Annotated in this window: 12 protein-coding genes; 3 read left to right on the top strand and 9 right to left on the bottom strand. The window is 54.6% G+C overall.

Annotation, left to right across the window (positions count from 1 at the left end; translation table 11 throughout):
• Window positions 1–8 precede the first annotated feature (8 nt).
• From HY913_22620 to HY913_22600, 5 genes are all read right to left on the bottom strand, one after another.
• Window positions 9–1,160, bottom strand: a complete 1,152-nt coding sequence (locus tag HY913_22620) for a trypsin-like peptidase domain-containing protein (GenBank protein MBI4966091.1) — start codon at window positions 1,158–1,160, stop codon at window positions 9–11.
• Window positions 1,157–3,952 (bottom strand): PBP1A family penicillin-binding protein, encoded by a 2,796-nt coding sequence (locus HY913_22615; GenBank protein MBI4966090.1) that lies wholly within the window; start codon window positions 3,950–3,952, stop codon window positions 1,157–1,159. The genes HY913_22620 and HY913_22615 overlap by 4 nt, the downstream gene beginning before the upstream one ends.
• Before the next feature lie 593 nt (window positions 3,953–4,545).
• Entirely contained in the window at window positions 4,546–5,433 is an 888-nt protein-coding gene (locus tag HY913_22610; protein MBI4966089.1) for a formate dehydrogenase accessory protein FdhE, read from the bottom strand.
• Between the two features lie 140 nt (window positions 5,434–5,573).
• Window positions 5,574–6,821 carry a transglycosylase SLT domain-containing protein gene (locus tag HY913_22605; protein ID MBI4966088.1) on the bottom strand — a complete coding sequence of 416 codons (1,248 nt, stop codon included), beginning with the start codon at window positions 6,819–6,821 and terminating at the stop codon, window positions 5,574–5,576.
• A gap of 330 nt (window positions 6,822–7,151) precedes the next feature.
• Entirely contained in the window at window positions 7,152–7,853 is a 702-nt protein-coding gene (locus tag HY913_22600) for a HAMP domain-containing histidine kinase (GenBank protein MBI4966087.1), read from the bottom strand.
• A 306-nt stretch (window positions 7,854–8,159) separates the two neighbouring features.
• Here HY913_22600 and HY913_22595 point away from each other — a divergent pair, with 306 nt between their 5' ends.
• The 3 genes from HY913_22595 (at window position 8,160) to HY913_22585 (ending at window position 13,042) form a co-directional block, all read left to right on the top strand.
• Window positions 8,160–9,002, top strand: coding sequence for a peptidyl-prolyl cis-trans isomerase (locus HY913_22595; protein ID MBI4966086.1), 843 nt, complete (start codon window positions 8,160–8,162; stop codon window positions 9,000–9,002).
• 407 nt (window positions 9,003–9,409) lie between these two features.
• Window positions 9,410–12,469, top strand: a complete 3,060-nt coding sequence (locus tag HY913_22590) for an SUMF1/EgtB/PvdO family nonheme iron enzyme (protein ID MBI4966085.1) — start codon at window positions 9,410–9,412, stop codon at window positions 12,467–12,469.
• Window positions 12,470–12,640: 171 nt separating this feature from the next.
• Window positions 12,641–13,042 carry a hypothetical protein gene (locus HY913_22585; GenBank protein ID MBI4966084.1) on the top strand — a complete coding sequence of 134 codons (402 nt, stop codon included), beginning with the start codon at window positions 12,641–12,643 and terminating at the stop codon, window positions 13,040–13,042.
• 395 nt (window positions 13,043–13,437) lie between these two features.
• On the opposite strand, the gene topA is transcribed toward HY913_22585, so the two are convergent.
• From topA to HY913_22565, 4 genes are all read right to left on the bottom strand, one after another.
• Entirely contained in the window at window positions 13,438–15,717 is a 2,280-nt protein-coding gene (gene topA / locus HY913_22580; protein MBI4966083.1) for a type I DNA topoisomerase, read from the bottom strand.
• Between the two features lie 251 nt (window positions 15,718–15,968).
• Window positions 15,969–17,102, bottom strand: coding sequence for a DNA-protecting protein DprA (gene dprA, locus HY913_22575; GenBank protein MBI4966082.1), 1,134 nt, complete (start codon window positions 17,100–17,102; stop codon window positions 15,969–15,971).
• A 390-nt stretch (window positions 17,103–17,492) separates the two neighbouring features.
• Complete coding sequence (locus HY913_22570; protein MBI4966081.1) at window positions 17,493–18,587, bottom strand: LysM peptidoglycan-binding domain-containing protein; 1,095 nt, start codon at window positions 18,585–18,587, stop codon at window positions 17,493–17,495.
• Window positions 18,588–19,066: 479 nt separating this feature from the next.
• Window positions 19,067–22,480: an SIS domain-containing protein gene (locus HY913_22565; GenBank protein MBI4966080.1), complete on the bottom strand. Its 3,414-nt coding sequence runs from the start codon at window positions 22,478–22,480 to the stop codon at window positions 19,067–19,069.
• Window positions 22,481–22,567 lie beyond the last annotated feature (87 nt).

Raw genomic sequence — 22,567 nt, 5'->3', positions numbered from 1 at the left:
AGGATCAGCTACGTCTGGGATCCGGGGTCCGCGATGGTCGTGACATCCACACTGAACTCCTGCTGTCCGCGGAGTAAGCCGAGGCGCAAGATTTCCCCTACGTTTTTCTGTATAAGGACGCTGTTGAATTCGTCAAGTGTGGGAGTGGGCGTCCCGTCAACCGAGAGTATGACATCGCCGCCAAGAACAATGGGTCGGACCATATAGCCCGCACGAAGATAGTCCAAACGATCGCCTCCCTTGATGCCCGCTTTGGCCGCTGGACTTCCCGGCACTACCTCGAACACCAAGATTCCGCGAACCGGTTTCAGGCCCATTTGTTTCGCGAGGTTTGGCTCCAGGTCCATTGACGACTTGATCCCCAGCCAAGGGTAAATAGCGCGGCCCCACTTAATAATTTGGGATGAAACCTTCTTTGCGCGATTGATGGGCACTGCCAGACCAATCCCCGAAAAACTCCCTGTCTGACTGTATAATGCTGCGTTGACCCCGATAACCCCTCCTCTGGAGTCTATCAACGGCCCGCCGCTGTTTCCGGGATTGATCGCCGCGTCGGTCTGTATAAGTCTGGGCAAGGTGCGCTGACCTATCGTGATGTCGCGATTCAAGGCACTTACAAAGCCCGCGGTCACCGTGTTCTGGAGTCCGAAGGGATTGCCGATCGCTATCACGCGTTGGCCCACTTCCAGTTTGTCGGAATCACCCAGCGGCGCCACCTCCATTCCGGCAAAGGGGTCCACCTTGATCACAGCCAGATCGCTGATGGGATCTTTGCCGACCAGCCGGCCCTGGACCTTCTTGCCTCCCATGAAGGTCACTTCCAGCACTTCGGCATTGCCCACGACGTGGCTGTTGGTAAGAATATTGCCTTTGGAATCTAAGACAAAGCCGGTACCTTGCCCGGTCTGAGGTATCACCTGCTGAAAAAAATTCAGAGATAGCGTGGTTGACACTATGTTAACCACTGAAGGACTGATTTCCCTGTAAACTCGCATGACAACGGCTTCACCGGTCTCCAGCGCTTCATAACGCGGTGGAGGGGCCTGGATCACTTGGGGCTTGCCGGAGCTATAACGTTTTAGCCACATTCCAAACACGAGCCCCACGCCGAATATCACGGCGAGCGTTACCGCAATCGACCATTTGCGTGAACCGGTCATCGAAACCAACCTTCTTGCGAAATCGACGGTACAAACTTGCGCAAGTCACGTAGGAAGCGCGCTGCGCGGGACACGAACCATTCCGGCGGGTTGTCCTGTTCCTCCGAATCGTCCTCGTGCTCCCCAGTCGTATAGTTCTCTTTGTAAACAACCAACTTGCCTTTTTGATCCGGCGGATAAAACGCATGCCCAATCGTTTGACCTGTTGGAGAAAGGACCCGGATCATACCCGGATAGACCGCCGTGCCGAAGCCGAGGTGCATGGGTTGGACGAAACCTGCATGCGAGCTTGCAGATGCAGTCACCGCCCTGGTGTCCACAGGGGAAACTTCCTTGAGGTCCGGTCGCGCCAACAGGTCAGGCTCGGCCTCCAGAAGTGCGTTAACGCGGCCACGACTTGATGGGGAGAGGCCTCGTGAGAATACTATCCCCGGCGGGGGCGGGTAGGCCCCTTGAGGCTCGTCCGCGAGGGCCCCTTTCATAAAGTCCATCCATACCGGCAGAGCAGCAGTGCCTCCGTATTCGCGACGCCCCAATGAGACCTTCGCGTCATGCCCTATCCAAACTCCCGTACAATACTTGGGGTTGAATCCTATGAACCAGGCATCGGTGCATTCGTCCGTAGTGCCTGTCTTCCCCGCTAGATCGGCCCGACGGAGCCTTGAAACCGAAGCGGCGGTTCCGGACACGCATACCTGTCTGAGGATGCTGAGCATCAAGTAAGCGCTTTGCGGGCTCAGAACCTTATGGGGCGCGGAACGGCTCAATGACAATTTCGGCGTCTGGGAGCCGCTAAGCAGGCTGTCAATGCCTGTCATGGCACCGGACTTTCGATCCTCATCGCCAAGGGACCGCATTTCTTCCACAAGCCCGGTCTTTCCGCGGGAAATTGGCTCGTGGCTTTCTGAGACGGCGCCAGGACGTTCACTATAACTCGCTGCCGGCCGGGCTTCCGGAGCGTTGGCCACAGCAGCGATGTCCAGCGGCTGCATGGTGTTGTCTTCGAGGACCTTGCCGAAACGGTCCACCACTTTCTTTACTAACACAGACTGGACACGGACCCCCATGTTGGGAAAAACCGTGTAAGCGGACGTAAGCTCAAGAGGGGTGACCTCAGACGCTCCAAGAGCTAGTGAAAGATTTCGACCTAGCGGCGATCTTATCCCCATGGTACGTGCCATCTGTATTGTCGCGTCCATGCCGACGTCCATCAGCAGCTTTACCGCCACGACGTTGCGAGAATGCGCCAGGGCATCACGAAAAGGAATGGGTCCCACAAACGCGCCGTCCGAGTTCATTGGAATCCATTCAGGCTCTCTGGGATCGATCTCCACTGCGATCGGCTCGTCGATTATTAACGTTTGCGGGCTGTATTGAGCCCATTCCAGGCCGGCCGCGTAAACAAACGGTTTAAAGGCGCTGCCGGGCTGGCGCATTGCTTGCGTAGCTCTGTTGAAATTTGATCGCTCAAAATCGAGCCCCCCGACAAGGGCGCGCACGTAACCGGTGTTGTTTTCAATGCACACCAGCGCGCCGCCGGCAGGCGGCAAGGTCCGATGCTCCAGGCTTATGGTGTCACCCTCCACCTTGGTCACCAGGAGTTCCACCATGTCGTTGGGTCGGTAGCGCACAGGGCTTTCAAGCTGCATTCGCAGCCGTGCATCGCCGGCCAGTGCCAAAATGCAGTCTTGAATGTTTGCTTCGGTCTTTTTCTTTCCCTTCTTGGGTTCATTGTTGGCAATTACGACCGCCTGAACCACGTCACCGAGGTTGTAGGAGTCCTTGTCCGGGCTTTTCAGGAACTCTTTCACTTCGGTATTTTTCAGTCTTCGGACGAGGCCCGCGGGTCGTCCCTGTCGTTTTTCCCATGCAAGCGCGCCTCTGAGGAGAGCTTCGGAAGCCCGCTGCTGTAGCGGCAGGTCGCACGTTGTCCAAACTTGCAGTCCCTCGTTGTACAGGCGATGCTCCCCATATTTGGCCGCGATGTATTGCCTGACCGCTTCGGTGAAGTAAGGGACCCGCTCAAAAGGATTAGGCAGGCTTTCTCTGAATCGCGGTGTCTCCGCCATTGCTTCCTGGTATTCCTGGTCGGCAATGAAGCCGTTGTGCAACATTCTTCCCAGAACAAATTCGCGGCGCTTGAGCGCGCCCTCCAGATTTCGCTTGGGGTCGAACCTGGAAGGGTTGGAAACGGACCCAGCCAGCATTGCGGCCTCGGCAATAGTCAGTTCCGCTGCGGTCTTCCCGAAATGAGTTCCCGCGGCGGCTTCAATTCCGTAGGCCCCCCCGCCAAGATAGATTTCGTTGAGGTAAAGCCCCAGGATCTCGTCCTTTGTTAAGGTCTTCTCGATCCTGTGCGCCAGGATGGCTTCTCTTATTTTGCGGGAGATCTTTTTCTCTTTTGTGAGCAAGAAGTTGCGGGTCACTTGTTGGGTTATGGTGCTGCCGCCTTGGGAGAAGTTTCCCAATTCGATGTTTCGCACCAGTGCCCTGAAAACCCCGGGCAAGTCCACACCAGTATGGGAGAAAAACCGCGCATCCTCCGCAGCCAGAAAGGCATTTACGACATGCCTCGGCATGGATGATAGAGGGATGGGGAAACGTTTCTCTTTGTAGAAAACGCCAATCACGGTTCCGTCTTCAGCAAAAAAGTTCGAGACGGTCTTGGGGCGATACGAACGGAGATCGGGAATCCGGGGAAGATCCACGGAATATGTAAGGTAAACGGCCAACCCTGCGCCCAAGGCCCCCCATGTTATGGCGCCCAGGAGCAAGATCGGTATACCCACCATGAGCCAGGCAAGAATCCTGCCCCACGAATGCCTTCGCCTTTTCCTCTCCCCAGAAATCAATTGCCTGACCCCATTGATGCTCCGAGTAATTCCGAGAAGTGTATGTCACAGGCGGCTCCACGTCAAGAAACGTGGGATTTGCCGGGCGGGGCGTAGCTTGCATGTGGCCGGGAGTTTTCGCGAGGGGCTTAACGATCCCGCGTCTTGCGGGACAATCTCCTTTTTCTGACCAACCAAACCGTTGGGATTGCTTGGCTGCGCACACAATGACGTGGCGGGCACGGTTTTTTTCCCGCAGAGCTGCCACCGTATCATATACCGATTCCCAAAAGTAATTTCCGATTGGTTACGGAAAAAAACGGTACCCTACTCAATGCACTAAAATTAGGTGGTTTCTCCGCGACGGGGTGCCACTGCTGGCTTGTCCAGCAGTGCCTGCGAATGAAGCACTGCTGGACAAGCCAGCAGTGGCACCCAAACCATGATCCCTATTTGCTAGATCCTGGTCAAGAAAGGCAGAACTTTTGAGAATCGGGGTGCATTCATTCGCCAAAGGGTCTTTTCCAGAACGCGGCCGTTTTACGGCATTGTCATCAGGTCGGGCCGATTACGTTCCAGCCGAGTATGGCCGCGGGCGAAAAGCCCTTTTCTTGAGCTAGAATGTCGAGGTGAACCATTGCCAGGGGCGCGACTTCCAGCACCATTTCGTCTGCGCGGTCTCTGAGATCAATACTGACAAGATATTTCTTGCACTCGTGACATAATTCGACGCGTTCGAATTCACGGTTTTCGGCAAAATGGATTTCCATTTTGTCCTGGTCGAGCGTCTCACAAAAAGGACACTGCGTCCGCATAAACCCCCAGTTATTGCCGCAGAACGAGCATCGCAATTTGCGATGCCCTTCTTTTCCTTCCAGGAACCCCAGTTCAGGCCATGATCCACATACGGGGCAGTAGCCCTTGAGCCATTCGAGCCCTTCAGGGAACGGCGGGAGCGATTCGGCGAGCTTTTCTGCGAACGGCTTCTCCAGCTGAAAAAGAACGAACCGCAGGGTCGCTGGGTCTACCTTGAGCTTTTCGGCCCAATCTTCAATCCCTGTCTGATAGGCCGATGAAAAACTTTGACCCTCCGGTTCAGAATTGACAATTGCCTCCCTTATTACTCGTAACTGCTCCCCGATCCCTGGAAATCCCTTTTCCATGGCCGGAATCAGCCGATCAGCCGCGTCTTTCAACCATTCCGGCGACAGCGCAAATTCATCTCTGCTGAAAATTGGGACCCCACGTGAAAATTTCACAGGGTCTATGGAAAAATCACTCGGGGCTTCTGCGGGAAGCTCCGCCTTTAACAATGCTCTTTCCACGAAAAGAGCCTCAAACGCGTCCAAGACATTCGCCAATTGGGGAACCTGATTCCGCAAGCGATCGAATGCCTTTTGTATGCGCTCGGATGCTTGTTGGGGCAGCAGAGATGGATTCATCAATCTTCTCCTTTAGAATCACAAAGAACTACCGTTGTGGCTCCATGACAGCCTAGCACACATACGCCTATCCGTCGCTGTCATTGAATCCACAGCGTCGCGTGGCATTGACATCGTTGTAATGTTCACTCAGAGGCCGTCTATTTTAGCAATGAAAGCCGGTCGTTGCGAAGGGACTTTTTGGTCTGGATTTTTGGCGCGGGGACGACGATTTTGGACCCCGGGCGCAGGCGACGTCGAAAATTAATGTCGGGATTGAGTGCTGCCAGTTGCGATTTGTCAGTCTGATAGCGCTTGCACAATTGGAACACATTTTCTTTGGAATGGACTACGTGAACGATATGCGCTTCGCGTGACTCCACAGGGATGCGTTCCAACTGAGCACTCAGGACCTCTTTCTTCCCGAGCGGCACCCGAAGCGGATAGGGCGACCCGTTCGAAGGCGTTTGGCCTCGGATGAGCGCCGGATTCATCTGAACCAGTTTTTCCTGGGTCAGCGCCATAGCTTTTGCCAGACTGTCCAGAGAATAATTTCCTTCGATAGTAGCGAACTCGTGCTTGGCTTCCTGGACTTTTTCAGATCGCGTGGGGAATCCGTATTTTTCAGGATTCTTAGCAATATGAGCCATTGCCTGGAACCGGGGGAAGAACTCTCTGGTCTCCCTCTTCAAACTACGGCTGGTACAAATCTCATCGTACTCATTGGCGTCTTCCTGGCAGAGAACTTTGTTGAGCTTGTTTTCCCCGGAATTGTAGGCACTTAGCGCCAGTCGCCAACAACCGAACATGCCATACAGATCTTTCAGATAAAGCATCGCTGCCTTGGTGGACTTCTCCGGGTCCAGTCGCTCGTCGACCCAACTGTCCACCTTCAAACCGTAGCTGCGCGCCGTGGCCGGCATGAACTGCCACATTCCCAGGGCGTTGGCCGGGGAACGGGCTTCCGGATTTGCGCCGGATTCGAGCATGACCAGGTAAGCTATATCCTCCGGAAGGCCGTGCTCCCTGACCGTAGCTTTCACCACGGGAAGGTATTTTTCGGCCCGTGCCAGGTAGTGCCTCATGGTTTCTCTCTGCCGATATGCATATTCACGGACGAAATGCCGTACCCTATCCGTTCGTTCATCTATGGGCAATGGAGGGAATGAGGTCGGTTTGGTGGGCGATGTCGGAGAATTCTTCTTTTGGTCCGAGCCGAGCGCTAGAGCCCTAGAAAACGCATTGCAGACGATGGGCTTATATTCCAGGTTCTGCTTGACCATCGACGCTGTGGAGCCGCACCCGCTCAGCGCTAGAGCACTGGCCGCCAGCATCAACAGCCCCGCGAAGGCACCTCGTCGCCGGAGAAAGATCGCAGCAACGCCCTCGATTCTCCTCAACGGACTCACTGCAAACCCTCCAGTGCAGAAGCTGAAATCATTGCACAATACCGCATCATGGCGGTCATGATCATAACATAGAAATTGGCACTGTCAACGCGAAAAGGCTGGTACAGGCCGCGCGGTGCGATACTTTATACCGATTCGCTTTCAAAAAAGGACTTAGCTCTCCAGCTTTTTCCGGGACTGATCTGGTTCCCGTGTCAGTGGCACGCAATTATTTCAACTTCACACTGGCGTTGGGTGGTACGGACATGCCCGAGCAGGTCCGTGCTTCTTTGCTGCGATGATGCAAGGTTCACTGCAAATCGGTATTGCACAGAAGCTTAGCTTTGGATTTCACGGAATTCTGGCCACAACCCGATTTATCGAGGTTTCCAGCTCCCCATCTCTGGACCGGAGCACCAGAGCCGCAGTGACTAATCCAACCCGGCTCTTCGGGTCAAGCGGCACCGTGTTGCCCGGAAGTGTCCCGAGGCTCCATTCGATTTCCAGGACTGATCCGCGATGGCTCTCGACCAGTTTTGCCGTGATCTCCTTCCGGTACGGAGCGGCCTGGCTTTCATGCCACCGAGCGATTGTCCCCACTGAGTCTCGGGCGTAGGCCAAACATTGCACCACGACACTTTCAACCAAGTGCAAATCTTTTTTCACAGGCGGCAGATTGCCGGCACACTGTAATGCGACGCCAATCCCGCGCTTGACAAACTGGTTTTGCATAAGGTCGTAAATTCGCTGGAAAATATGACTTATGTTGGTGCCTTGGAGATAAAAATCGGTGGCCGAGTCGCTGAAGGATCGTAAGCTCCCAATCATCTGTGTAGCCCTCTGAACCTGAGAGGAGATTATTTCCAGCCTTTGATTAAAAAAAGTCCTTTCCGCCTCGGGCAACGAACTCCTCTCCACCTTTAATTGGATCACCTGAGCCGCTATCACGATGGCATTCAGGGGTTGGGCCATCTCGTGAGAAAAGCCTCCGAAGACCTCTTCCAAGGAAGCAAAATGAAGCAGGTCTTCTTCGGGCGGTCCATTGTCTGGCATTATTCCTCCTAGGGAATCGTCACGGCCGGCGACGCACGACCGAGACCGGCTCTGTATGGCGGACGGAACCAAGAATTAGTCTCAGTCTAGCATATTCGAAAAGTTTGGTATTGCAAGGTTTTCCGAACCGCAGTAGCGAAATGCCCCCAGGAACTCAAATAAGGCTGGCCGTCCGACTCCTGCTTGCTTTTCCAGTGTGATTATCCTATGGTGCAGCCGTGTTCCGGCAGTGCTCTTTAAGCGGATTGTCTTCGACGGCAGCGGAACAATGATTACTTGTGGCCCACAAGAAGACGAGGTCTAGAAATGAAGTATATTTGGTGGCTTATAATTCTTTTAGGAATCATGACGCTTAATGCTTTTGCCCAACCGGTCACTACTGAAAAAGGTGGAGATGTTCTGGCTAAAGTGGGAAATCAAACAATCACCCGCGAAATGCTGGATAGCATCATCTCTACGATTCCGGAGGAAAATCGAGTCCCTTTCCTGACCCCGGACGGCCGGAAAAAGATACTGGATGAGGTGGTCTCTTTCATGCTCTTTGCCCAAGCAGCCGCGACCGAAGGAATGGACAAGGAACCGGCCATCAAGACGCGCCTCGATTACGCGCAGACCGAATACCTGGCACGGGAATACTTCAGGCGTCACCTGGCCAAAACGCCGCCGGTATCCGAAGAGGAGCTGGCTGCATACTATAAAGAGCATATCGGGGAATTCAAGCCCCCTGAAGAGGTTAAGGTCCGCCACATCCTAGTGAAGACCGAGGCCCAGGCGAATAAGATCCTCGATGAGATCAAGTCCGGCAAAGACTTCGCCGACCTTGCCAAGAAGCACTCAATTGACCCGGCGGCTGCCGCGGGAGGGAAGCTGGAATTGCCTGACGGCAAAGACTGGCTGCCAAAGGGTTCCTTTGAAAAATCATTCGAGCACAGCCTGTTCAAGATTCAGAAAGGCGAGGTTGGTGGGCCGGTAAAAACACAGTTCGGCTGGCACATACTGAAAGTGGAAGATCGCCGCCAGCCGGAAACGCGCGCGTTAGTGCAAGTTCGCGGGCTTATCAAGAATCGCCTTCAGGATCAGAAGAACTCTCAGACCCACAATCAGCTTACTGAAGAGCTTAAGAAAAAAATTCCTGTGGAAATCAAGTAACCGCATTGAAATGACCGGCCGGCACGAATGCCTCCAAAGACAGGAAATCGACGCAAGAGCCCGCGTTCCGCGCGTGTGTATGATAGCGAGGGACGCGGTTTTTCTATAGCAGGTGCCAACTGTAATGCGATTGCCCATGAAGAGGCCTATTGCGTCGAAACGGCAATTTCAGGTGATCTCTTTCTAGCAGTGGCACCCAAACAACAATACTCATCCATACAAGGCCCTATGCAAAAAGACCAAAATTCTGGCAATGCCTATTAATCCGTCGGCCCGGCAAACTCGCTGTCTGAATAGGAAGGCGTTTGGAGATTTCCATGACACCGAATAACCTTTGCCTCTCATTCCAATGCTACACGGCGATGTGTCATCTGCCGAAGGGCAACGTTTTTCAAGAGGAAACATCAATGTCGCGTCCACCGGTTTTATTCGGCAGCTTACGTGCCGAGACCTTGGCGAAAAGATGGCAGACGGTCCGAATCTTCTTGTCTTGGGTCCTAGCTGTGGCCATCTTGCCGGCCTTTTTCTTTTCAAATCCGGCCGCAGCTTCTCAGGATCAATCCAAATCCGGACAGTCTTCCAACGCTTCCTCCAAAGATAGAAACGAAATAGGCCCTGCAAAACTTTTTGAAGCCGTTTCCGGATACATTGACGGTTTCCACCGGAATCCTTCCAAAGATTCAAAAGAAAACCTGCGAGGTCGGAAGGAGCAACGACGAGGGTTTAGCCAGGCCAAGACGGGGGATGGGGAACCTCGAAGGGTCCTTAAGAAGGAGGAAGACCTGGCACGGGCTCGAATGCAAAGACAAGAATGGGAGTTGGCTGTCGACCCATTGGAAAGTGCCTTAAAGGGCGCAACCTACGCTGCGTCCAGCGACGATACCTCAAGACTCAAATTGCTGCTGCAGGCCGCCCAAGGCAATGCGGGTAAAGCATCTCAAGACAAGTCTCCTACGCCGGGAGAAGTCATCAACAGCATCGGGATGCGTCTGGTGTTGATTCCTGCCGGTAGTTTCACTATGGGAAGTTCCGAGGCGGAGATCCGTCGAATTCAGAACGACTGGAACGTCCAGGAGAGCCTGATCCAGCGGGAGGGGCCGGCCCACAAGGTGCGGATCTCGCGACCCTTTTTTCTTGGCAAATACCATGTCACAGCGGGGCAATTCAAACGGTTCGTTCAAGAGACCGGATACAGGACCGTTGCTGAAAAACAGGGGTGGGGCTGGGTTTACGATGATTCGAAGAAGCATTGGGCCAAAAAACCAAGCGCGTCCTGGCGGAATCCAGGCACGGAAGCCCGCGAGGACTATCCTGTCAGCCTGGTGTGTCACGAGGACGCTGAAGCCTTCTGCCAATGGCTGAGTAAAAAGGAGCAGCGACAGTACCATCTGCCGACCGAGGCTCAGTGGGAATACGCTGCGAGGGGAGGAAAGGAAGGCGAAAGATACACATGGGGCGATGAATACCCGGATGGGAAGCGGCTCAACGTAGCGGATAGAAACTCGCCTGTGCCCTGGGCTGATCGAACTCTAGACGACGGCCACGCGCGTCTAGCTCCAGTGGGCAGTTATGAGCCAAACAGCTTCTGGCTATACGACATGCTCGGCAACGCGTGGCAACTCTGCTCCGATCTATATGACCCCAAGGCGTATGAAGAGGCAAAATCAGCCTTGGCTGTGGATCCCACGGGCCCTCGCCGCGGGAAAAAGAAAGTTGCAAGGGGAGGTTGCTGGGCGTTCGGCGCGGGGATTGCCCGAAACGCCTTTCGCTTTGGCATCGACCCTGACACGGGCACGGACATGTCCGGATTCCGTGTCGCAGTGGTTGCCGCTCCGGATGAGACGCCTCAAAGTGGGGCCGATGACCGGAATCAACAGGAGGCGCTGTGGCGCCACGGGCAGGTCACACCTCTGATGGATCGCGTAAAGGACCTGGTGGCAAAAGGTCGCCGCATTGAAGCGCTCAGGGTGATCGAAAAAGCGAGCGCGGCGGGTTCCAAGGAGACAGATCTTGCCGAGGAAACTAACGCTTTTGCCAAGCGGGTGCTGGAAGCCCTGGTGGATGTGACCGGAGATAAGAGCGGTGAAGCATTCACTAATTCGCTTGGCATGAAGATGATACGCATACCCTCGGGAGCATTTGTCATGGGCAGCTCCGAAGCCGACATCTCATGGGCCATGGGGGCACTTTCCCAGGGGCAGCCCGTGAACCTGGAAAACGAATTTCCTTTTCATAAGGTTCGAATCTCCAGGCCTTTTTTCATGTCCTCGACCGAAGTCACCGTGGCCCAGTTTCGAGAGTTCGTGAACGAGACAGGGTACATTACCGACGCGGAGGATGAAAAAGGGGGCCAGGTCTTCAACACTGAAAGCAATCAGTTTGAGCGGAAGGCAGGGACTTCGTGGAAAAACCCGGGCTGGACGATTTCTTCTGACCAGCCGGTGACTATGGTGTCGCACAACGATGCTCAGGCCTTCGTGGAGTGGCTTACAGCCAAAGAAAAGGTGCCGTACAAACTTCCTACCGAGGCCCAGTGGGAATACGCCGCCAGAGGGGGACTGCCCATGGCTCAATTCCCATGGGGTGACGCTCTGCCCGACGGTCGAAGGGCCAACTACGCGGACAAAAACACCGACTTCGCTTGGCGAGATAGGACCGCGGATGACGGCTTCAAATATGTTGCCCCCGTGGGCAGTTATGAACCGAATGGGTTCGGCCTCTATGATATGGGCGGAAACGTCTTGGAGTGGGTAAGGGATTACTACAGAGAGGATTATTACCGGTTCAGCCCTGAAGTGGACCCGGAAGGCCCCGGTCATGGTGAGAACCGGGTGATGAAAGGCGGCGAGTGGACTTTCGGACCTGTTAATCTCAGGTGCGCCTTCCGCGGTTGGGCTAGACCGGACCTTGCTTTCTACAACAGCGGCTTCCGCGTGATTATCGAGATGACCAGTCCGCAGAGGACCTTCCATTTCGCAGACGATTTTCTGACCAAGTCGTGGGTGCCCGGCCCGGACCAGAGGGCTGTGGCCAGCGCCATGGCAAAGGAGAAGGAGCGACAGGCAAAAGTCGTCCCAGCTGACCGGGCCACCGGCTCAAAGACGCTCCCGGCTCCGCATGTAGAACCCGTGAGCGGGGTCGTGGTTCTGGACTTCACGCCCAAGTCGGACGCCAAAAAGGCCGGAATGGCACGAGGGGACGTTATCATCGAATACCATGGGGTGCGGGACCTGACAGCGGAGAAATTCCTGGCCCTCACGGCGAAGACTAAAAGAGACAAAACCCATCCTGTGGCGGTTTTCGTACGGGACGGATACGAGTACTCGTTGCGCTTGCCCTCGGGCTCCATCGGGATTTCGGTCATGGATACTACAGTGAAGGGGCCGTTCAAGAAGCCGGAACCTCGTCCGGACCGCGCACCCACGGGAGACAAAGACCAGAAATCCCAGCCCCAGGACTGGACGTGATTCGCGGTTGCCCGTCCCAAAATGCCGATAGCAGCAGGCTGGAAAGCCTGCCCTACAAAAGCGGTCTACCCGCCCCAGGACTGAATTCCAACAAAATCTTTCAAAAAAGACTGGCTTTTTTAACAACATGTGATAAAGAGGCCCGGAAAATCATTTCCCGAGGTGCTTCTCATGGCAAAGATCCTTCTGATGTTACTTCCAGTCATGCTCTGGGCTGCTTCGGCATGTTTCGGGCAGGCACAGAAGGAAGAAAAGAAACTCATACAGGTGAAACCGAGCTATCACGAAGCGTCTTACGTGCCTCATGCGGGAGATCAGGGGCCCGGCCCCGTGTTTCCCGCGCCGCCCACACCCAGGGAACAGATGTACATTTTTTGGATATTGGGAAAGATGATTAGTTTTCCAATTGATAAAGTGGAATCTTTCATCCGCGAACGTGCGGCCCGACCGGCCAAGGGAGCGGAGGCCGCTCCTGCTGCGGCTGCCTCCGCACCGAACCCGTTCAATTCGGTGAATTGGAAAGAGATCCCCCCCGCGCCCCCTGCAAAAGCCTCCACCGCCGCCAAACCGTGATAACAACCGGTGGTCAAACAATAGATGATGTGCCAGACCAAGTCCGGACCTGACCGTGATCAAGTCCGGACGAATTCTCTCCTAATTGGTTCTCTCTGTTTACACGCGTTGCCAAAAGTTTTGCCCGATTCGAGATAGCCTTTGCCCAATGCGCGTTCACAAAAGCGGCATTAGCAATGGCCGGCAGGGACGCCCGCCAAGTTCACTTGTACGAAAGCGCACTGGTGCTAGACCGTCATACCGGCGATCCCCAAGTTTACCCCGGTGAAAACCGGGGCCGGAATCCAGTCTTTTCAATCCCGCATTCCGGGCGGGACTGGACCTCGGCTTTCGCCGTGGTAACGGATGATCAATAGGTCCCGAGTTTTGGCAATCACTATAAAGTCAAACCCGCATCAGTAATTGACTGCTCCCTTATCCGTCTCCTGGGGATTCAGGACCTTGTGCTTGCACTTGGGACACTGCAAGACCGGCCCCTCTTTCTTACTGACCCGTTGCTCCATGAGCGGGGAATCGCACTCGGGATTGGGGCAGGGTACGCTCACGGGCTTGTACCAGAGGGAATAGTCACATTCGGGATACCGCGTGCACGAGTAGAAGATCTTCCCTTTTTTTGTGCGACGCTGAGCAAGCTCACCTTGATTGCATTTCGGGCACTTGACCCCTGTGGTCAGCGGACGCGCGCTGCGGCATTCAGGATAACGAGAACACGAAAGAAAGGGCCCGCTGCGCCCGCGCCTGACAACCATGGGGGAACCGCACCGGGGGCAAGTCTCGTCCGTGGGCGTGGGCTCGGTTTTAGCTGAGGTATCCGACGCGAGATTTCGCGTGTACCCGCACTCCGGGTAAGCAGCACATCCGATAAATAGTCCATAGCGACCCGAGCGAACCAATAAGGCGCCCCCGCATTCGGGACAGACGGCCGATGTCGGTATTCCTTCCCTCTTGATGCTTTTCATGGCCCTTTTGGCTTCATCCAGGGCTGACTGGAAAGGCGCATAAAAGTCCTGGAGGGTTTCCTTCCATGAGGCTTTTCCCTCCTCAATAAGGTCCAGCGAATTCTCCATTTCCGCTGTGAATCTTGTGTTTACCAATTTGGGAAAACTTTCCACTAGAAGCTTTGCGATAATTCGTCCCAGCAGGGTGGGGTGGAATTTCTTATCTTCCAGCTCAACATACTTCCGCTTCTGAATGGTGGTTACGGTTTCGGCATAGGTCGAAGGACGCCCAATTCCTTGCTCTTCCAGTTCCTTGATGAGAGTCGCTTCGTTAAAGCATGGGGGCGGCTGGGTGAAATGTTGCCGAGGGGAGAGTCTCTCTAACGCAAGGGTGTCGCCGGGTTTGAGAGGCGGCAGCCTTCTTTCTGCATCGTCCCGATCACCATTTTGGCTGTCTGATTCTTCGTCCGCGCCCTGTCCGTAAATTCTCAGAAACCCGTCAAATTTCATGATCGAGCCTGTGACTCGAAACGTCAGATTGCCTGATTTGATGTTTGCCGTGGTCATGTCGAATACCGCCGGAGCAGCCTGACTTGCAACAAAACGATTCCATATCAGCGTGTACAGAGCGAGTTGCGCCTTATCGAGAAAGCGAGCCACCTTCTCCGGCGGAAGGTCCATTGAAGTCGGCCGGATCGCTTCATGAGCCTCCTGCGCGGCTTTTCCGCTCTTGTAAAAGTGAGGCTTCGCCGGCAAATAGCCGGGCCCGTACTTCTTTCCAATGTACTCTCGGACCGCGGTCAAGGCTTCGGGGGCTATGCGTGGGGAATCGGTTCTCATATAGGTTATCAGGCCGACTGGACCCTCGGTACCAAGTTCGATTCCCTCATAGAGTTTCTGGGCTATCCGCATAGTGCGGCTGCTGGTCAGTCTGAGCTTGCGGGAGGCCTCCTGTTGAAGGGTGGATGTAATAAAGGGCGGGGTAGGCTTGCGACTCCTCTCGCGTCGTTTAACCTCCACCACCTCGAATGGTTTTTGTCGCGCGGCGGCAACGAGTCTTTCGGCTGTGGTGACATCGGCGATTTCTATCTTTTCGCCATGCTCTTCGACAAGTTTGACTTCAAAGGCGGGGGGGGAGCCCCCGCGCAAAGTCGCGGTCACACTCCAATACTCTTGCGGGACAAAAGTATCGATCTCATCCTGACGGTCCACGATGAGCCTCAAGGCCACGGATTGAACGCGGCCCGCGCTGAGCCCGTATTGCACTTTGTCCCATAGCAGTGGACTCAACTGGTAGCCAACTATGCGGTCAAGTATTCGCCGAGCTTGTTGAGCGTTGTATTTCTTCTCATCCAATCTTGAAGGAGACTGTATAGCTTCTTTGATGGTCTTTTCCGTCAATTCGTTGAACAGCACACGGAAGATGTCCTTTTTCGGCTTATGAAGCTCTTCACTGAGATGCCAGGCAATGGCCTCTCCCTCGCGGTCCGGGTCTGTGGCCAGAAGCACCCTGTCGGCCTTCTGGGCAGCGGAGCTGAGTTCCTGCACCACCTTTTCTTTTCCGGCAATGACCTTGTATTCCGGAACAAAGCCCTCTTTGACCTTTACACCCAGTTCCTTTTCGGGAAGGTCCTTGATATGGCCCACCGAAGCCTTCACTTCATAGCCCGACCCCAGATATTTTTTTATCGTCTTTGCTTTGGCCGGTGATTCGACCACTACCAAGGTCTTGTTCATTAACCTACTCCTCACTGCAATCGGGACGCCCGGAGCGACACCGGGAACAGAATCCTTTTCGGCAAGCTGCTTCCAAACCGGGAATTTCGGGAAATTCCCTGCCCACAGCCACATCGGCATGAACCGTGCTCATAAAGCAGTCAGTTTTCCGCTAAGCTTGCCACTCAATATTCTTAAAAATTTCGAGCACCGCGCAAGAAAGTCAAGGGGGCCCTGCCGTCTTACCAAACGCGGTTGGCTAATTCAATGAATTAGCGCAGAATTCTCGCGAACATCTTGCCGGGGTACTGTCTGACCAACCCCTTCAATTCGAGTTCCAAGAGGGTCCCCGAAAGCTTCCCGACCTCCATCTTCAAGGTCTCACAGAGTAGGTCGATGGGCACCGGGTCCGGATCGAGAGATCCCAGAACCTGTTCAGCCATGTCCGACAGTTCCTGATCACGGTCCCCTTCCGCGTCGAACAGGTTTGCCTGCGGCTTGACCGGCTGCTGAGTAAACAGCGATGCCAGCACATCGTCAGCCGATTCAACGATGCCTGCCCCCTGCTTGAGCAGGTTATGAGGACCCCATGACCGAGCGTCCATCACGTTTCCCGGTACCGCGAACACGTCCCTGTTCTGATCCAGAGCGTGGCCCGCTGTAATAAGTGAACCGCTGTTGCGCGTTGCCTGCACCACGACAACGCCTTTAACAAGACCCGAGACTATCCTGTTCCTGCGATAGAAGTTGGTGGCCAAAGGAGGAATTCCGGGTCTAAATTCACTGACGACCGCTCCAGAGCCTATCATTTCGTCAACCAGAGGCTTGTTTTCCCGAGGATAAAGCACGTCTATTCCGCAGCCCAAGACCCCGATTGTTCTTCCACCCTCATTCAACGCGGCCCTGTGGCACGCGGTATCAATTCCTCTGGCCAGGCCGCTGACAGCGGTAACGCCTGCTCTGGCGAGCCCTCGGGTAATCTGTTCGGTCATCTCCAGCCCATAACGGGTGGGATTCCTGCTCCCCACTAGCGCCACTGCCCTGGAATCCTCCAATATGATTCGACCTCTCACAAACAAGAGGGCCGGTGGATCATAAATCTCTTTCAGATTCGGGGGATAGTCCGAATCCCAACGGGTGACGACTCGAACCTCAAGTCTTTCGAGGACCTCGATGTCTTTTCTAATTTCGTCTTCCGGTGGACGGAAACCGGCGATTGTCTCGGCAAGCTTTTCTCCTAATCCGGCTCGATGACTGATCTCTTTGGCAGTGGCCTGCATTGCCCTGCCGGGGCTCCCAAAAGCGTCGTACAAACGGGCCATGGTCAACGGACCGACCCTGGGAATCCGATCAAGGGCCAGCCAATCGTACAAAGTGGCATCAGTGGGCCGAGAATCATCCGCCATCAGAGTTCACTCTTCAGCTTCGGTATCAGCAGAATGGCCATGCGACTCCCCCGCTGACCGAGTTGCCAGGTCAGCGGCACTCAATAAGGTCTATATTCCGCAGGCTTGGGTGCCACAGACCGCGCCGGCCGGAGCGCGATTCTTCATTCCAATATTCCACGTTTGATAGCGAATTGATATGAAAAGTGTCAATCGCGCAAGCCCGCGGTCCGCGAAACTGACCGTCGGCCCGAATTGCAACAACAATTTTGCCTGGAACGGAACGGCAGGTACCGTAGAGGAGCCGGGCTTAGTTGTCAAGGCTCGTGCAATGACAAGCGGCAGGGAGATCTAGTAAATCTCGGAGTGGGCGAGCATCAAAGTGCTTCGCTGTTAATTTGTTTTCGGCCTCTAATCCGAAACACTCTTGATTATGTCACCGGGCAAGATTTCTTCCCGCGACCTGGTAATGAGTAGAGTTGAATTCTTTTCAAAGGCTTTCAATACCATTCCCTCACCCAAGTACGAGTCCGGCGTCACCAGTCGGCGGTTGGAGAAATAGGGATCAGCGATCGGTAATGCCGGGCGATAAATGTTGACCAGAATCCCCTCCTTCATGCCGTCGCACTCCCCTCGATCGATAAAAACAATGTCGTTCTCAAGGTTGTGAACATCTTTGTAAAAGGTGTCCACATCCCTGGTCGCCGAACGCAGAATGGTGCCGGTCAACATCCGATGAGTTTTGGTAGGGACTATTTCACGATTCTTGGGTGCAAACAAAGATATCCTGTCACCCTTTTTAATCTCCTCGTAGGAGTCAAGCACTATGGCCGTGATCAGATCGTGACCGGTGCTCGTTATTTCCACCTCTCCGATGACTTCGCTGAAAAAGCCAATCTGCCTATTCGGATTGAGCGGATGGGTTACAGGACCGCGATCTCGATAGACTCCGAACCGGTCACCGACAAGAATGGCCTGCTTTTTTGACGGACGAAAGCGAATGTAAAGAAGGTCCCTCTCAAGAAAATGGACCTTGGTGCCTTCAGGAGAGGCTACTATGTATCCCCAGACCTGATTGGGCCGCAAAGTCAGCTTGTACCGGAAATATTTCTTGTCGTACGGTATGCCCTTGAAAGGCACCCTGGTAATCACGAACTGGGCTTCAAATGGAATTCCCGTGGGCGGCGAATAGAACTGATTCACGACCGGCGCGGAGTATCTCTGGTGATAAAGGTCCACGGTAGTTCCCGGTATCAAGGGCTGTTTTTCCGCGGCGGTGCCGGTCCCTTTTAACCTGACCGCGGGGTTCTGGTTCCAAAGGAAAGGCCATAAAGCCGGGTTGGTATAGTAGTGGCCGGCAATGCCGTAAAGGGTATCGCCTCGTTGCACCGTATATTGGCCCTCCGGCCTGGGGAAGAGTTCGAAGGCGCCTGCGGGCGTTGTGAGGCATGGGATCAGCGCGGTGACCACAGCCGGCAGGATGGCTAACAAGTATTTTCTGAGCATCAGGAGCCTCCGGGAGTCATTTCCAATAAATTGATTTAACTATATCGTATAACACTCTATTTTTTTATATATTTTTTGTGGTAATTTGTCAAGGATTTTGCGCGACAGACCGGACAAAATCAAAAAGGCCGGTCCGAAAGAACCCCATGTGGCGTGATGTGGGAGGGTCCAGATGGAAATGGCGCGACCGGGCATGTAACAGTTGCCGAAACAAATGTTCGATAACGTGGTCCGGTCGAGTCTGTTGCCGGCAACAATCGGCGGGCATAGCCCGCCGCAATGTGGTGATTGGCAAAGGTGGTGGGGGAAACCGATGGCTTTTAAGAATACCCCCGGATTTGATTCGGACAAGAATTCCGGCAACCGGCATATCTGCCATACAAAGGAGTGGCCGAAAAGGAGGTTCTTTCGCAATCGATGCAACGCGCCAGCCTAATCATGGCGTTCGCGCACAAAAATGTCGGACGTCAAGAAATTCCTTAGGCCAGCAGGCGATCCACCGGCATGAGCATCAAGTCTCGTGGCGAAATGTTTTCGAGGAGGTCCTCGAGGCTGGCGCCCTGAGAAACTTCTTCAATTCGCTCGATGATATCGTGGTATCGGTTTCCCAGGCCGCGCAGGACTGCCAATTTCTGCTGGATGGAACACTCAGGGACAAAGGTCACATGCAACAGTAATATACCCTCGCCGTCTCCTTTTTCGTCGTCGAAAAGAGGGACCAACACAAGGTTTTCCTCCCCGCTGGCGCCTGAAGCCCATATGGCCCGCTCGACTCTCAGCACTGTGCGTTTGCTGCCACCCGCCACTCTGGGTTCGTCGTATCGAGAAGCTTTCCCCTCGCACCAACCGAATCTCGCAGCCACCTGAACCCAGGGCGCTTCGGCAGTCAGGTCGGCACGCTGCCCGTCAACCGTTCGCAGCTTTCTGTAAAGCATGCCGCCGGTCACCTCTGAAACGATCGGTGCAATCGCTCGAAGCATCCGGCGATCCTGCTCTCTGATTTGGGAAGGAAAGACCGGGAGGTACTCCAGTGCAGTCATGATCAGCGTGGGCAGCATCTCCTGAGGCCTGGAAATTCCCACTGTCACGGTTTTCGCCTGATGGCGAATGGTATCGACGGGTCTGGTCATCTCTTCCGCTGCTTTGCTGAGGACGATGATCCCTTCTTCGATTGTTTCCCTGGCGAATTCCGCGGGCGCGAGTTCGGGTTCCAGGCTGGCCGCATAGGTTGACAGGGCCGCGACTGTGGAAGCCGGCAGCGAGGCGTTCATTTCCCCGGTTGCGACCAGTTTCATCAGGTCGTTTAACCGCGCTCGGACGATGCCAGGGTTCCAGGATTCGGGGTCTTCCAGCATCTGGGTCAACAGGGTGCGGGCCTTCCTGAATTCTTCCGCGCCGGCGTCGATTGCTTTTGCAGCATAGAATCCCCACATGTGCCCGGCAACGGTGGCCAGCACAAATCCCAGGCCACCGCCTATGACCGGCAACTCGATGAGTTTCTCCGCAGGCTCTCTGAAGCGTTTCTCTCCCCGGGCACAGAAAACGATAGGTTTCCCGTTATGGGCCTTGAAAATGGCCACTTCCTTCGCCGTGTCCTGAACTATCTGTTCCGGCAGGTCATTAGCCACCACCAGCGTCAGGGGTTCTGTGGAGAGGTCGATATGCTTTTTGTCTTCCGTGAAGTCGCATGGGATAGACTTATAGCAAAGCTCACTCAGCTTGATTCTGATTTCGTCGGCCGCAATCTTGTTTGGGCCGTTTCCCACGACTGCCCAGTTTCGACTGCTGGGTCCGTATTTTTCAGCGCAGTCTTTCAAAACCTGGTCCTGGTTCAGCACCCACTCGATGTCGGCAGGAAGTCTCTCCAGTTCATGAATTTCTTGATATATCTCTTCGTCTTCGAGGGTCCCGAACTCTTGAGCCAGCAGCAAAGCGGTCAGTTTGCCAGCGGCAATTTGTGAGTAAAAGGCCTTGGTTGACGCCACGGCCATTTCCACGTCCCTACCGTCGCCCGTATAAAAGTGCGAGTTGGATTTGGCCACAAGCGGCGAGTTGCGCCGATTGACGATGGCGTGAATCCAGGCCCCCTGTGCTCCTGCCACGTCCACCGTGCGGTTGGTATCCGTAGTTGTTCCGCTCTGAGAGATTGCGATGAGCAGCGTGTCCGACAAAGGATCGTCCGTTAGAAAGCCGGACATTTCAGAGGCTTTGCACCAACCCACGCTAATACGTGCTTTCGCCAGGCCCCTTTCCACCAGGTGGGCAACCCCCATCGCGGCTATTGAAGCCGTCCCTTGGCCTATGACCATTACTCGCTTTATGGAGGGCAAATTTGGATCTCGAAGGCGAGCCACCAGGCCGGAAAGAGTGCCGTGGCCATCTCTGATGAAGTCTATCTTGCCTCCCACCTTGCGGTATTTTCCTTTAATGGTTTTGCGCACGCTGGATGGAGCTTCGTGGATCTCTTTTTCGAAGTAGTAGCTGTAAGAACCTCTATAAATGTCTCTGGAGTGAATGTATATCGGGTCTGCCTTCATTTCGAACGGCCCGGCATCGTCAAGGTACCTCCCGGGGAGCAGCACGTTCCCAGAATTCCCCACCGTCACGGTCACCTGAGTACCTCCCCCCTCGGTGCCGCTCAGCGCGTATGAACGTCGAGTTCGTGAGGCAAGACCGTAGACCTCGGATGCCATTATCACCCCATCCTTGATCAGGCCCACAAAAAGACTTTGCCCGCTACCCTTCTGGCCCAAGAACAGGCAAGAAGGATAATCCGGATGCTGCATAACGACCGCAAGCGACCCTTCACAACTCTTCATGAGGGCTGCAAATCTGGTTTCAGGCGAGGCCGAAGGATCGGTGCCAAGACGGTAAAAGACCGGCAGAATCTTGGCATCGGTGGTGACCAACGGGTCAATCGCGAACCCTTGCCCGTGGACCACCGTTTCCATCAGCGTGTGATAGTTGTCCACATCCCCGTTGAGTACGAATTGCGCTTCGCTATCATTGACCGTGGCCTGGTGCTCCCTCCCGCACAGGATACCGTCCGCCGGATGGCAGTTTGACAAGCTTATGATTCCGTTTGAGGCCCACCTGGTGTGCGCAATGATATTGACTTGGCCGGTAAGGCCGGCCACTGTCCATAGGACTTCGTCTTTTTGGATCGCGCTTCTCAGCGCCGCGGTATTTTCGCCCAGTCGGCCCACCAGGTTGGCCACTTTGTATACAAACGTGTACACTTCTCGCCCATCGCCTAATTTCGTGACCGAGCCGCTGCTTTTGACACCGCCTTCGGTCTTCTCCGGTATCTCAAGGGGTAGGGTCATGGAGCAGCCCGCCGGTACAGAGGCAGGAGCGGACGGCAAGCCACACTGTATTGCGATCCCGGCAGAGTCGCGGCCTCGGACCTCAAGACGGTCCAAATTCTCCATAACGCCTTCCACTGCCCAGGCCACAAAACGCAGGGAGCGGGTTAAAGTCTCGGAGGTGAACCTCTCAGGTATAAGTCCGGTGGTTCGTGCAACGCTGCCCAAAACCTCTTCTCTAATCTGCCAGAGACAGTCGCGGGTATCTTCACTGACCTGCTCCAGCTCATCCGTGCGTCCTTTTTCGGCCATATACTCAACGATTCGGCTCTCGGCCTGTTCCAGGAGTGCTGCTATCTTTTCCACTTGGCCGAGAACTGCCGGGTCTTCGACGAGCGCAAGGTGCAAGGCGAAAGACATGAGGTCATCAAATCTGTCAACAAGTTCTTTGAGAGGATGCGCAAGGCTTTCCAGCGGCTCCGCGGAAGACGGCCATTTTTCCAGGTCGCGTAAGATTCCGTCGAGCCACGATAAATCGGTTTGTTTAAGCCAAACCTGATTGCTCAAGAATCCTGCTATTCCGCACATTCAATTTCCTTTCTCATTGGTTTAGCCTTATGCACAACAATTGCCGGTTACTCACCCGCGTCTCGCAACTCACATGGCGATCAGCCT

Source organism: Desulfomonile tiedjei, from assembly GCA_016212925.1.
Lineage (GTDB): Bacteria > Desulfobacterota > Desulfomonilia > Desulfomonilales > Desulfomonilaceae > JACRDF01.
Note: the sequence above shows the minus strand (reverse complement) of the source record. Positions and strands in the feature narration are given on the sequence as shown.